The sequence below is a fragment of the Flavobacterium indicum GPTSA100-9 = DSM 17447 genome (assembly GCF_000455605.1).
GTDB lineage: Bacteria > Bacteroidota > Bacteroidia > Flavobacteriales > Flavobacteriaceae > Flavobacterium > Flavobacterium indicum.
On record NC_017025.1, the window covers coordinates 1179507 to 1193703 of the forward strand.

Below are 14197 nucleotides of genomic sequence, written 5' to 3' on the forward strand. Positions count from 1 at the left end.
TTGGCTAAAATGCGAAGATACTTCATAATTCATGAATATCTACTGCAAAAAAGTTGAAATTGATTATATTCGTGACAGATTTTTACCCATTATGAGAGTTATATTTTTTCTTTTATTTTCTGTACTATCATTTTCACAACAAACAAAATTTGTCGATTTTGTTCAATGTGAGGCTAAAGTTATGCCCGATTTTAATTCAAAATCAATTTCTGGAGCAATACGTTACCAATTTAAAGTCAAAAATGAAATCGATTCGATTCGAATTGATGCCAAAAATATGGACATTAATGGTGAATTGAAAATCAATGGAAAACGAGTTAATTTTAAGTACAACTCCAAAGAGATTATTCTGTTTGAAGGGTATAAAAAAGGGAAAAATACGCTTGAATTTACTTATGAATGTACACCAAAACAGACGTTGTATTTTGTGGGTTCTGTTGATGACTTTCAAATTTGGACACAAGGACAAGGCCGATATACCAGTCATTGGTTGCCCAGTTTTGATGATGTGAATGAGAAAGTAATCTTTAATATTGAATTTGAAATTGATTATCGATGGTCTTTTTACACTGGCTTTTCAAACGGAAAACAAATTCGAGAAAAAAAGAAACAACGAATGCCTGGTTATGCATTTGTTTATGAACCAAAAAATTCTGTATTGAAGTTCAAAATGAAAAAACCGATGTCTTCTTATTTAGTGATGTTAGCCATTGGAAAATTTGATAAGAAAGAATTTAAAAGCAAATCAGGAACACCAATAGAGTTATGGTATGATACTAGGGATGAAGCTAAATTTGAACCTACTTACCGTTATTCTAAAGAAATATTTGATTTTTTAGAACAAGAAATTCAATTTAAGTATCCTTGGCAAATTTACCGACAAGTACCGGTTCGGGATTTTTTATATGCTGGTATGGAGAACACCACTTCTACCATTTTTGCACAAGATTTTGTAGTGGATTCCATTGGATTTAATGATCGAAATTATGTTAATGTCAACGCACATGAATTAGCTCATCAATGGTTTGGTGATGTGGTAACGGCAACTTCAGGTAAACACCATTGGTTACAAGAAGGATTTGCCACTTATTATGCCTTATTGGCCGAACAGCATGTGTTTGGTGACGATTATTTCTATAATGAATTGTATGATTATGCTTTGCAATTGAAAAAAGCAGCAAAAACCGATACGATTCCGGTTTTAAATGAAAAAGCCAGTTCGTTATCATTTTATAAAAAAGGAGCTTGGGCATTACATACCATGCGAGAAGATATTGGGCGTGATAATTTTCAAAAAATTGTTAAAAATTATTTGAGAAAATACCAATTTAAAAATGTTTCTACCGAGGAATTTTTGAATGAAGTGGTTCGAGTTGTTCCTACTTATGATGTACAAAAATTTAAAAAGAGTTGGTTAGAATCTTCTGATTTTGATATGAATTTAGCTGAAACGTATCTGAAAAAAAACAAAGCGGTTGCTGATTATATAGCTATTGTAAAAAAGAAAGCCGATGTTTCGACTTACAAAGAAATTTTAAATTCTAATGCCTATTTTTCAATCAAACAATATTTGTTTTATCGAATGGCTTCGGTTCCTTTTGAAAAGAAAAAGGAATTAATTGAAATTGGCATGAAGCAAAATTTATATGTTCGACAAGCAATTGCAGAAACCATAGCGGAAATTCCGGTCGAATTTAAATCAGATTACGAAACGTTTTTAAATGATGCATCGTATAAAACCAAAGAAATTGCATTAGTGCATTTATGTAATAATTTTCCAGAACAGGCCAACGATTATTTAGAAAAAACGAAAACGATTGTTGGAAATAATGATTTTAGCTTTAAAATAACCTGGTTGAAATTGGGTTTTCTTTATGGTGAATTAACTGAATATGAAAGGAATACAATACTAACCGAATTGTTAGCTTTAACACATGTAAACTTTGAAAGTTCTGTTAGACAAAATGCCTTAGAAGTTTTACTTGAGTTAGAACCTTTCAATGAAAAAGTGATTGAAGGTTTGTTTTTGGCTACACAACATCATAAGTGGCAATTTACCTCATTTGCTCGAAATACTATTCGTAAATTATTAAAAGACATAACCTATAGACAAAAAGTCGAACAACTGGTTTTAAATTCCGATGAATCGATGAAGAATTTATATTTAAAATTTTTAAATGAGAAACAGTAAACAAAAAACCTGATAGTTGCATATCAGGTTTTTGTTTTTATTATGAAAGTAAATTGCACTTAAAATACGTGCTTTAATTCTTCTTTAATAAAACTGATAGCTACACCGCTTAATGATTCCGATTGTGAAGCATCAATCAAAAATTTATTTCGTAGTTCTTCACCTGTTTGCACTTCTCCACCAATAGAAACCGTTCTTAATTGAGCTACAATACTATTTTTAGTTTTCATGATTACTTCCCAACATTCACCGGTTAAGTAAATTTGTTGGGTTAAATTATGTTCGTATTCGGTTTGAATGTTATGAATTAATAAAGTTGCATAACTTGGAGCATCTAATGTTCCTGGCTCTACACGCATCATTAAATTAACTGGATTGATTCGTTCTAAAAACAAAACCATTCTTTCATAGGCTTGCAAACGAATGGGTAAAGATTGCTTTTGATTTTCACGTAAAAGTTCAAATTTTCTACGGTTTTCTTCTGCCGTAAAAAAGCGTTGTGACATTACAAATGCAACTCCTCCTGTAATTAAAGCCGGAATAGTGTAAGCGGCAATTTCTAATAATTTATCTTCAATAACCATAATTTCAGTTTTTTTACAAAAATATACTTTTTGATGCGACTATTGAATAAGATTTTTTATATTTTTGAAAGAGCCTCAAAATCACTGTAATAAAACAATTTTTTTATGAATAGACTTTTTTATTTATTGTTTTTTACATTTTCTTTTCTCTTTTCACAAAAGGGTGAAAAAAAAGATTTTGTCCTTATTATAAAAGATAAAGATACCGATAAAGTGATTTCTAATGCTTCGGTTTCAATAAACAAATACAATCAAGATTATTTTAGTAATGAAGAAGGTATAGTGAAATTTGAATTGGCAAAACCGTCAAAAATTACGATTACTCATCCCGATTATAAAGTTTTAATTTTGCAATCCATCCAAATTAAAGAAAATCCAATGGTTGTTTATTTACAGCCTTTTTCACAAGAAATTGAAGAATTAATCATTACGAATAAACATCCACAAACCATATTAAAAAAGCTTGTTGAAGTATCAGAAGAAAATTTGACTCTTCCGGTTCGATTGAAGATATATTCTAGAGAATTTTATAAAAGCAACGGGAATTTTACATCTTATAACGACGGATTGGTTAATTTTTGTTTGAATGGAAAACCGAATAATGTTCAAATTGATTTATTGATTGAACAAAACCGAACCATTGGTTTACCCGACAATGATTTTTTTGATAGAACGACCTTGGGTTATAATTTAAATGATATAGTTAAAAATTATTATGAATTTAATTATTTAAAAAAGGTATTGGATGCTAAAGCCAAGAAAAAATTTGATTATGAAATAAAGACCCATAAGCAAAATCCCGATTGGTACATTATGGTTATTCGGCCAAAACCAGAAGTCGAAGAATTTCTTCCTGAATACAAAATTGTTTATGATTTTAAGAAAAATATCATTTTTGAAATGGGATATGAGGTACCCTTAGAAAAAATATATTTTGCTGATGTGACCAATTTTAAAGTCATAAAGGGAAGTATTTTCAAATCAAATTTTACAGCAACCTATAAACAAGATAACGGATATTATTTTTTATTGTCTTCTAAAGAAGAAATCGGATTTAAAGCTGAAAACAAAAAGGGTTTAAAAAAAGATATTGAAATAACGAATTATCTCATCACCACCGAGCATAGTAAAAAATTAGTGCCTTATGATCCTATTGACGTATTTAAAGATAAATCGTTAATCAATAAGAAAGATAAAATTATTACCGAATATTGGGAAGAAAACTCGGGTTTAGTCTTGACTACTGAAGAGAAAAAAATTATTCAAGAAATTAATCAATCCCAACCAAAAAATATGGATTAAACCGCCCTTTTATGTATTTTTGCATGACCTGATGAAAAAGAAAATTTATGCAGCATTACATTGACCAATTAAATGAAGCACAACGCGCACCTGTTTTACAAAAAGACGGCGCTATGATTGTAATTGCCGGAGCGGGTTCTGGTAAAACTAGGGTGTTAACCATGCGTATTGCTTATTTAATGCACCAAGGCGTAGATGCGTTTAATATTTTGGCCTTAACATTTACAAACAAGGCGGCTCGTGAAATGAAAAATCGTATTGCGAGTATTGTAGGAAATAATGAAGCCAAAAATCTATGGATGGGAACTTTCCATTCCGTTTTTGCAAAAATACTTCGTATAGAATCTGAGAAATTGGGATATCCTTCAAATTTCACTATTTATGATACACAGGATTCGGTTCGATTAATTGGGCAAATCATTAAGGAAATGCAATTGGATAAAGATGTGTACAAACCTAAGCAGGTGTTGGGGCGCATCTCACAATATAAAAACTCACTCATAACCGTAAGAGCGTATTTCAATAATCCTGAGTTACAAGAAGCGGATGCTATGAGTAAGAAACCGCGAATGGGGGAAATTTACCAGAATTATGTGGAGCGTTGTTTTAAATCGGGCGCCATGGATTTTGATGATTTATTGTTGAAAACCAATGAATTATTGAATCGTTTTCCCGATGTGTTGGCTAAATACCAAGACCGTTTTCGTTACATTTTAGTGGATGAGTACCAAGATACCAACCATTCGCAATACTTGATTGTAAAAGCTTTGTCGGATCGATTCCAAAATATTTGTGTAGTAGGAGACGATGCTCAAAGTATCTATGCATTCCGCGGTGCGAATATCAACAATATTTTAAATTTCCAAAAAGATTATGACGGAGTAAAAATGTTTCGTTTGGAGCAGAATTACCGTTCCTCTCGAAATATTGTGGAAGCGGCCAATAATGTTATTGATAAAAATAAAACCAAATTAGATAAAGTTGTTTGGACCGATAACGAAGACGGTCCGCCTATAAAAGTACATCGCAGTTTAACCGATAGTGAGGAAGGTCGTTTTGTGGCTTCCACTATTTTTGAACAAAAGATGCAAAAACAATTGCCAAATAATCATTTTGCAGTGTTGTATCGAACAAATGCACAATCGCGTTCCATTGAAGATGCTTTGCGTAAGCGCGATATTCCTTATCGTATTTATGGAGGATTATCGTTCTATCAACGTAAAGAAATTAAGGATGTTTTGGCGTATTTACGATTGGTTATTAATCCGAAAGATGAAGAGGCTTTAGTACGTGTTATCAATTATCCAGCCCGAGGAATTGGAGATACCACAGTTGAAAAATTAACGGTAGCAGCCAATCATTATAAGCGTTCGATTTTTGAAGTGATGCAACACATCGATAAAATCGATTTAAAACTAAATTCAGGTACCAAACAAAAGTTGCAAGATTTTGTTACGATGATTCAGAGTTTTCAAGTAATCAATGAAAATCAGGATGCGTTTTATTTAACTGATCATGTGACCAAGAAAACCGGTTTGGTACAAGAATTGAAAAAAGACGGAACACCTGAAGGTATTGCACGTATTGAAAATATTGAAGAGTTATTAAACGGTATTAAAGATTTTACAGAAGGACAAAAAGAAATTGATGGTGCACGTGGTTCTTTGGCTGAATTTTTAGAAGATGTAGCACTAGCAACCGATTTAGATAACGATACAGGCGATGACGATCGCGTGGCTTTAATGACCATTCACTTAGCAAAAGGATTAGAATTTCCGCATGTGTTCATTGTAGGATTAGAGGAAGATTTATTTCCAAGTGCTATGAGTTTAAATACCCGAAGTGAGTTAGAAGAAGAACGTCGTTTGTTTTATGTTGCACTAACGCGTGCCGAACACCAAGCCTATTTAACCTATGCGCAATCGCGTTACCGTTGGGGTAAATTAGTTGACAGTGAACCATCTCGATTTATAGAAGAAATTGACGATCGATATTTAGATTATTTGAATCCGATGGATACCAATTATCGTTACAAACCCATGATGGATATTGACATTTTTGGGGATGTAGATAAATCAAAATTACGTTTAAATAAACCAGTTGCAGGAACACCACCCGCTTATATTACGAGTCAAGAACCAATTTCTACAGCTAATATTAGAAGATTAAAACCGGTTAATGCCAGTAGCTCATCTTCAAAAAGTACTACTATAGACAGTAATTTAAAAATTGGAGCTATTGTTATGCACGAACGCTTTGGTAAAGGTGAAATTGTAAATTTAGAAGGCGTGGGTGCCGATAAAAAAGCAGAAATTCGTTTTGATGTGGGTGGGTTAAAGAAGTTATTGTTACGTTTTGCAAAGCTTGACGTGATTGGGTAAATTAGAATTTTAAAAATCAAAAATTAAATAAAAAGTAATGAAAAGAATAAAATTTATAATGCCTGTAGCATTATTTTTAACGGTTTTTTTAATAAATTCATGTGCATTAAAGCCAATGCAATCTTCAAGAAAATATATCCAATTAGATAATGTTGATATTTCAGATTTAGGAAATGGAAAAGTTCTATTTCATAATTCTGGTTATTATTGCCCAGTTGCGACATGTGGTTGGGCAACAAAAATGAATATCGTGGCTAATAATATTAATTTAGGTCAAATAAATTATGGAGAATTTTTTATAGTAGATTTAGCGTTAGGTGATTATGAGATTCAAACGATATATAAGGATGTTTTTAAATTTAAACCAAAGCACAAGGTTAAAATTGATAGTGATACTAAAGTTATTTCAGTTTCAGTTAATAGTTTTTCAAAAAAATTGAAAGTGACAAATGTTTTACCTAATGATATTAATAGTTTAAACCAACTTTCAAATTAATAAGACAAGAAAGATTTTAAATTAGAGAAAATTTAACTATGGCTGAATTTATAAAAATATACGAAGACAAACCCAGTGAAGCGGCTATAAAAAAAGTAGTTGAGGTATTGCGTAACGGAGGTTTAGTTATTTATCCTACCGATACGGTTTATGGCATTGGTTGTGATATTACCAATTCTCGTGCTTTAGAACGATTGGCTAAATTAAAAGATATCAAATTAGAAAAAGCGAATTTTTCTTTTGTTTGTTCCAGTTTAAGTAATTTATCAGATTACGTGCGACAAATTGATACGTCGACATTTAAAATTTTAAAGCGAGCTTTACCTGGTCCATACACGTTTATTCTTCCTGGAAATAATGATTTGCCTAAAGAATTCCGTAAGAAAAAAACGGTGGGTATTCGTGTGCCAGATAATAATATAGCCCGACAAATAGTAGAAGTACTTGGGAATCCAATTGTTTCCTCTTCCATTCACGATGAAGATGAGGTGATTGAGTATTCAACCGACCCAGAATTAATCTTCGAAAAATGGCAAAATAAAGTCGATTTAGTGATTGATGGGGGCTATGGTGAAAATGTTCCTTCAACGATTATCGATTTAACGGGTTATGAACCAGTTGTGGTTAGAGAAGGGAAGGGAGATGTGGATATTTTTTAATTCACAATCAAAAATCAACCATTCACTCTATTAATTTTTTTTTCGCCTCTATAAAATATGACTTTTGACTTGAATTTTAAATCTATTTGTATGAATGCAAAGTTGAAGTCATTTTTTGGTTATTGGTTAATTCCTTGTTTAGTTTTTTTAATTTTCGATTTAGTTCAAATTGAATCGTATTCCAAAATAAATTTTAAAGCCTACCTGTATATTGGATTATTGATGTCCATTATTTCCTTTAATTTAATTTTTCAACTTCCAAAATTAGAAGCGAGAATTAAAATTAAATGGAAGTCCATAGTAGGTATTCTACTTTTGAATTTTATATCAACATTTATTTTTTCATTTTTTTATATGATATTTTTATTTGATACATTTCTAAAAGATTATGATTTGAATAGTTTTCAAATAAATGTTTATCAATCACTTTTTAGTTGTTTTATTTTATTGATTTATTTGTTAATAAGTGAATTATGGTTTAAGAAAGAATTGACTTTTCAGTTTTATTATTCTTTAAAAACTAATGTACTATTGTTTAGTTTATCATTTCTTTTTTTAGCACTAATTCAGTTTTTATCGGTTAAAGATATTTACAAGGTTTTCAATAGTGAAACCTATTTGGAAATGATACTAAAAGATTTTTTTAACATGTTTTGTTGGACTTTAATTGTTCATGTTCTAGTAGTAGCTTTTGAAAAAATAAAATTGAAATTTACGATTAATATCATTTTAGTTTTTTTTATTTCTTTTGTTTTATTTTTTGTAACGTTTCTAAAAACGGACTTTATACATACAAGAATCATTAGTTCAATTTTTTTTAATTTTTTCTTTTTCTTTCTAGTTTTAGGTATTTTTTATTTTTATAAACTTATTCATGATAATCGAAAATTAAATATTGAAAAACTTATCGTTTCTCAAGAATATTTAAACTTAAAAAATCAAATCAATCCACATTTTTTGTTTAATAATTTGAATACTTTGATAGGTTTTATTGAAGAAAACCCCAAAAAAGCAATTGATTTTGGCCATCATTTATCTTCTGTTTACAGGTATTACCTAGAAGTAAACAAAGAAGATTTTATTGCGTTGGAAAAAGAAATTGAATTTATTTCACATTATTTAAATGTTAACAAAGCCAAGTTTCATGAAAATTTAAATTATACAATATCACTTTCAGATGGTTTACATGGCTATATTTTGAATCATTCATTACAAGAAGTTATTGATAATGTGTTTAAACATAATATTATTGATGATCAACATTCTGTTCATCTAGAAATTAAAGTTCAAAATGATTATTTGGTAATAAAAAATAACAAACACATTAAAGATAATGTTCAATCAAATCACGCTGGACTAAATAATATTAAAAAGAGGTATTTTCTCTTAACACAAAAAGAAGTGATTGTAATTCAGACGGATAAATATTTTGAAATTCATTTACCTATTTTAACTTATGAAGCTTAAAACGGCATTAATAATTGAAGATGAAATACCTGCTTCGGAACGATTGAAACGATTGTTAGAAGCAGAAAATATTACAGTTTTAAATCAAATTCAGTCGGTTAAAAAAAGTATTGAATGGTTAAATACTAATTCTCATCCCGATTTTATTTTCTCTGATATTCGATTATCAGACGGAGAAGCATTTGAAATTTTTAATGTAGTAAAAACAAATTCAAAACTTATTTTTACTACAGCATATGATACTTATGCAATAAAAGCATTTGAAGTAAAAGGATTAGCCTATTTATTGAAACCAATACATACAGAACATCTTAAAAATGCAATAGTCAATTTAAATGAAATGGCTTTAATTTTTCAAAATGATATAAAGGATACTTCTACTTTTGAATCCAGTTTTTTGGTGAGTTTTGGTGGGAAAATAAAAAAAGTGTCGTGTGAAGATATTGTTTGTTTTTTTAGTGAAACTAATACAACTTATTTGATGACTAAAGAAGGCCGAAAATACCCAATTTCAAAATCACTTGAAAAGCTTGAAACAATGCTTAATTCAAAGCTGTTTTTTAGAATCAATAGAAGTAAGATTGTCAATAAGGAATTTATTGCTTTGGTAAATAAAGATACTATTGAATTAAAATATGAATTACAACTAAATGATGCTAAAATTAGTCGAGCAAGGTTTAAAGATTTTAAAGAATGGTTTTGAAACCATATAAGTCATATAAGTTTTTATTTCACTTATATGACTTATATGTTTAATCTTTAATCTATTTCGGGCTAATAATTTCTACATTACTAAATGCAATGGCACCTCTCACAACCCCCTGAATTGTAGTTCTAAGAGCTTCAATGATGTGAATTTTTAATTCATTTTTAGGGAAAATTAAACTGACTTCACGTGCGGGTTTTGGATCAACAAATGGTTTTAGTTTAGACTTACTTTTTTCATTCAAATCCATCGTATGTAAATAGGGTAGAAGTGTGGTACCTAAACCTTCATCACTCAATTTGATAAGGGTTTCAAAACTGCCACTTTCTAAATGAAAATGATGGTCTTTGTTTAATTGTGATGCTTTACATAAATTCAAAATGCTATTTCTAAAACAATGTCCGTCTTGTAATAACAATATTTTTTCCACATCTAAATCGCTGACTTCAATTTCTTTTTTACCAATATTCTGACTGCTTTCCGGTACATAGGCTACAAATGGTTCGTAATACAATACAATTTCCTTCAATTTTTCTTCATCTAAAGGAGTGGCAGCAATGGCACAGTCCAAATGACCATTTTTTAGTTTATTGATGATTTCATTGGTCGTTAACTCTTCAATAATTACATTTACTTTTGGATATTTCTTTATGAAATTATTCAAAAACATAGGAAGTAAAGTAGGCATAATCGTTGGAATAATACCAATTTTGAAATCGCCTCCAATGAATCCTTTTTGTTGGTCTACAATGTCTTTGATACGATTGGCTTCATTAACAATGTTTTTGGCTTGTACCACAATTTTTTCACCTACATCGGTTAATCCAATTGGCTTTTTAGAACGATCGAAAATTTGAATTTCCAATTGTTCTTCCAATTTCTGAATCTGCATACTCAAGGTCGGTTGTGTTACAAAACATTTTTCTGCTGCTAAAGTGAAATTCTTGTGCTCCGCTACGGCTAAAACATAAATTAATTGCGTAATCGTCATGGTATCAGTTTTTTTGATAAAGATATTGAAAAGTATTCTTATAATCTATACTTAAGTGTTAAAAAACAATTAAAAATGAATCGATTTTAAATTGAGTACCAATAAAAAAAGCCCCGATTTCTCGAGGCTCTATTTCTATGTAATTTTATTAAGAAGTAATTGTGTACTAGATTAATACACTTCACTTTCTTTTAATTTTTCTGTATTAGCCACTAATTGTAATTCGTCAATGAATTTTTGGATTTTACCATTCATTACACCATCCATATCAAAAATATCCATTCCAATTCGGTGATCGGTTACACGTCCTTGTGGGAAGTTATACGTTCTAATTTTTGCTGAACGATCCCCTGAACTTACTTGCGAATTACGTTTTTTAGCATCTTCTTCTTGCTTTTTCGCTAATTCCATTTCATATAAACGTGAACGTAAAACGGTTAAGGCTTTGTCTTTGTTTTTATGTTGCGATTTCTCATCCTGACATTGCGCGACTAAACCAGTTGGAATGTGCGTCATACGTACAGCCGATTTTGTTGTATTTACCGACTGACCTCCAGGTCCTGACGAACAGAAGAAGTCAATACGCACATCATTCATGTCGATTTGAACGTCAAACTCTTCCGCTTCAGGTAAAACCATCACCGTTGCTGCCGAAGTATGTACACGTCCTTGTGTTTCCGTTTGAGGTACACGTTGCACACGATGAACACCAGCTTCAAATTTTAAAGTGCCATAAACATCTTCACCTGTTACTTCAAAAATTACCTCTTTGTAACCACCTGCAGTTCCATCATTTACGTCAACAACCGAAGTTCTCCAACCTCTTGATTCGCAATAACGTGTATACATTTTGTATAAATCTCCAGCAAATAATGACGCTTCATCACCACCAGTACCAGCACGGATTTCCACCATAACGTTTTTAGCATCTTCTGGATCTTTAGGAATCAACATAAATTTGATTTCATCTTCCAATTGTGGTAAACGTTCTTGTGCTTCACTCAATTGCATTTTAGCCATTTCAACCATTTCAGCATCCGAACCATCTTCAATGATTTCTTTGGCTTCTTGGATGTTTCCAACAACATTAATATACTCCTCACGTTTTTCAACTAAGGCTTTTAAGTCTTTGTATTCTTTATTTAATTGTACATAACGTTTTTGATCAGCAATAACATCGGGTTGAATAATCAAATCCGATACTTCATCAAAACGTTGTTTTACATATTGTAATCTCTCTAACATAAGATTTTATTTTGGAGTGCAAAGATAAGTTATTTTGTTTATTTTTTCAAGAGGGAAATTTGCCTTCTTTTGGTATTAGAAAAGATGTGCGCTAAAATGTGATTTGCGCTCCAAAGCCGTAGTCTTTTCCATTGAAATAAGGGAGTATACTTCCATTTAGATTGGATTCTTTTTTAAAAAGTAAATTTTTAATATGCGGTTGAAGCCAATAAGCAATTTTTGTACTTAAAATTCCAATTCCTGCTCCGGTAGCAATATCGCTAAACCAATGTCGGTCGTTGTACATTCTAAAAAAACCAGTACCTGTAGCCACAGCATAACCCGTAATTCCATACCAAATTGAATTTTCCTTGTATTCCTGGTATAAAAATTCAGCGCCCATAAAAGCAGTTGCCGTATGTCCCGAAGGAAACGAATTATAGGAACTCCCATCGGGTCTTAATTCATGACTAGTATGTTTAATGGCGTTGACTGTTATTCCCATAATTAAATAAGCGGTTCCCAACACTATTGTTCGGTCTTTAAATGAATTTTTGCCTTGAATACCCAAAGCGTTTAATGCATATACAGATACAAAAGGACTGTATTGAGAAAAGTCATCAATTGTAAATTTATTATCAATATGTTCTTTTAATTCAGTTTTAGTTGAGCTATTGATGTCTTGAACGGTGTGACTTTCCAAACCAATTATTCCATAACTAATCAAAGCTGTTGGAATAATTAAAGGGGCGATTTTGAATTTATTTTTTACATTTTTAGGAGCAATAGAATCTCTTTCAAGTATTTGAGAATGTAGTTGAAAACACATGAAAAATGCAAGTAAGAAAATGCTATTTTTAGACATGAAAATAAATTATTTTACAAATGTAAAAGTAAGAGAAATTAGTTTTAGCATCAAGTAAATTTATTATTGAAATAAAAAAGAAACTTATTTTTCTTTTGAAAGTAGTAATTGGTGGCATGGTTTTTCAAAAACAAACCTCTCTAAAATTGCTTTTCAAATGTCTTTCCGTTAAACTTAAATATATTACCGTCTGCTATTCCAAAAAGTAAATTGTTTTTGTTGTCTTTATAAATAGTCCAAATCATTGGGTTAGATAGTTTTTCACTAATTGAATAGTTTGTCAAAGTTTTACCGTCATATTTCCAAGCTCCTGTATATAAATCTCCAAACCATATATTGCCTTCTGAATCTTCTTCAATAGCAAAAGGATGTTCCAATGTGCCTGGTTCTGACTTATTTCCATTTCTTTTACTTGTTGGATGAATTAAGTGATGCTTTTCAGAAAAATTAATTGTTGAAGTACCTTCCATAAGTAAAACACCAATTCCATTATTTCCTATCCAAATTCGCCCTTTTGAATCTGCTAATACACTTCTTATATGCAGACGCTCATTATCTTTTAGGTTTAATTTTCCTTTATCAAAGATATTTAACATTTTACCATCATAGCTAAATAGTGCTGCATAAGTCGCAATCCAAACTTTACCGTCTTTATCTTTTGAGATACCCGTAACACCGAACGTATTGTCAGCAGTATCAGCATTTTTATTTTGGGGTTTTGGGAAAATCAAATAGTTCATATTTATTCCATCAAAACGATTTATTCCGTCTTCCGCACCCGCATTAAACCATAAATCTCCATTGGTTTTATTCCAATCAAATAATGGGTTGTTATTCATATACGGATAATTAGTAAACTTTCCTTTGTCATACACACTGACACCTCTTGCTGTTCCAAACCAAATTTTCCCATTCTTGTCTTCTTGGATTGAACGGATTTGATTGTCTGATAAACCTTCATTTACTGTAAAGTATTCAAATGATTTTCCATTATAAAAACTTACGCCTTCATTATGACTGCCAAACCAATAATTGCCTTTACTGTCTTGAAAAATAGCACGAATTCCAGAAGTAAATTTTAAGGTATCGGTTTTTGAAGTGGTTACCAATTCAGGTTGATTAATTGCTTTTTCTGTTGATTTCTTTTCAGCACAAGAAAAGTTCAAGATCAATATGAAGATTAGGTAAATCAATTTTACTTTTTTTATTTTGGGTTTCTCTAATGTGAAGTACAGCGTTTCGTTGCTATCCGACTGTAGCGATTCCAGCGAACTGCGTACTGTCTGCTAAGATAAGATTTTCCAACGTAAAGTCGAACGTTGTGGTTAAAA

12 protein-coding genes are annotated in these 14197 nt (G+C 30.9%); 7 read left to right on the plus strand and 5 right to left on the minus strand.

Annotated features, from left to right (window positions below; all coding sequences use genetic code 11):
- Nucleotides 1-91: 91 nt before the first annotated feature.
- The gene (locus KQS_RS05290; protein ID WP_041252217.1) at nt 92-2191 is read left to right on the plus strand and encodes a M1 family metallopeptidase; all 2100 of its coding nucleotides are present in this window, start codon (nt 92-94) and stop codon (nt 2189-2191) included.
- A gap of 59 nt (nt 2192-2250) precedes the next feature.
- Here KQS_RS05290 and KQS_RS05295 read toward each other — a convergent pair whose 3' ends face one another.
- Nucleotides 2251-2775, minus strand: a complete 525-nt coding sequence (locus KQS_RS05295; RefSeq protein ID WP_014388166.1) for a DUF7935 family protein — start codon at nt 2773-2775, stop codon at nt 2251-2253.
- 105 nt (nt 2776-2880) lie between these two features.
- On the opposite strand from KQS_RS05295, the gene KQS_RS05300 reads away from it, so the two are divergent.
- From KQS_RS05300 to KQS_RS05325, 6 genes are all read left to right on the plus strand, one after another.
- A complete protein-coding gene (locus KQS_RS05300; RefSeq protein WP_014388167.1) occupies nt 2881-4077 on the plus strand; it encodes a hypothetical protein in 1197 nt (398 codons plus the stop codon).
- Nucleotides 4078-4124: 47 nt separating this feature from the next.
- Nucleotides 4125-6458 (plus strand): ATP-dependent helicase, encoded by a 2334-nt coding sequence (locus KQS_RS05305; protein ID WP_014388168.1) that lies wholly within the window; start codon nt 4125-4127, stop codon nt 6456-6458.
- A 37-nt stretch (nt 6459-6495) separates the two neighbouring features.
- A complete protein-coding gene (locus tag KQS_RS05310) occupies nt 6496-6954 on the plus strand; it encodes a hypothetical protein (protein ID WP_014388169.1) in 459 nt (152 codons plus the stop codon).
- Between the two features lie 38 nt (nt 6955-6992).
- Complete coding sequence (locus KQS_RS05315; protein ID WP_014388170.1) at nt 6993-7613, plus strand: L-threonylcarbamoyladenylate synthase; 621 nt, start codon at nt 6993-6995, stop codon at nt 7611-7613.
- A gap of 624 nt (nt 7614-8237) precedes the next feature.
- Nucleotides 8238-9080, plus strand: a complete 843-nt coding sequence (locus KQS_RS05320; protein ID WP_162141185.1) for a sensor histidine kinase — start codon at nt 8238-8240, stop codon at nt 9078-9080.
- On the plus strand, nt 9070-9783 hold the full coding sequence (locus KQS_RS05325) for a LytR/AlgR family response regulator transcription factor (RefSeq protein ID WP_014388172.1): 714 nt from the start codon (nt 9070-9072) through the stop codon (nt 9781-9783). The genes KQS_RS05320 and KQS_RS05325 overlap by 11 nt, the downstream gene beginning before the upstream one ends.
- Nucleotides 9784-9844: 61 nt before the next feature.
- Here KQS_RS05325 and KQS_RS05330 read toward each other — a convergent pair whose 3' ends face one another.
- The 4 genes from KQS_RS05330 to KQS_RS05345 form a co-directional block, all read right to left on the minus strand.
- The gene (locus KQS_RS05330; RefSeq protein WP_014388173.1) at nt 9845-10777 is read right to left on the minus strand and encodes a LysR substrate-binding domain-containing protein; all 933 of its coding nucleotides are present in this window, start codon (nt 10775-10777) and stop codon (nt 9845-9847) included.
- A 171-nt stretch (nt 10778-10948) separates the two neighbouring features.
- Nucleotides 10949-12022, minus strand: coding sequence for a peptide chain release factor 1 (prfA, locus tag KQS_RS05335; protein ID WP_014388174.1), 1074 nt, complete (start codon nt 12020-12022; stop codon nt 10949-10951).
- Between the two features lie 91 nt (nt 12023-12113).
- Nucleotides 12114-12866: a phosphatase PAP2 family protein gene (locus tag KQS_RS05340; RefSeq protein WP_041252008.1), complete on the minus strand. Its 753-nt coding sequence runs from the start codon at nt 12864-12866 to the stop codon at nt 12114-12116.
- Between the two features lie 140 nt (nt 12867-13006).
- A complete protein-coding gene (locus KQS_RS05345) occupies nt 13007-14059 on the minus strand; it encodes a ligand-binding sensor domain-containing protein (protein ID WP_014388176.1) in 1053 nt (350 codons plus the stop codon).
- Nucleotides 14060-14197 lie beyond the last annotated feature (138 nt).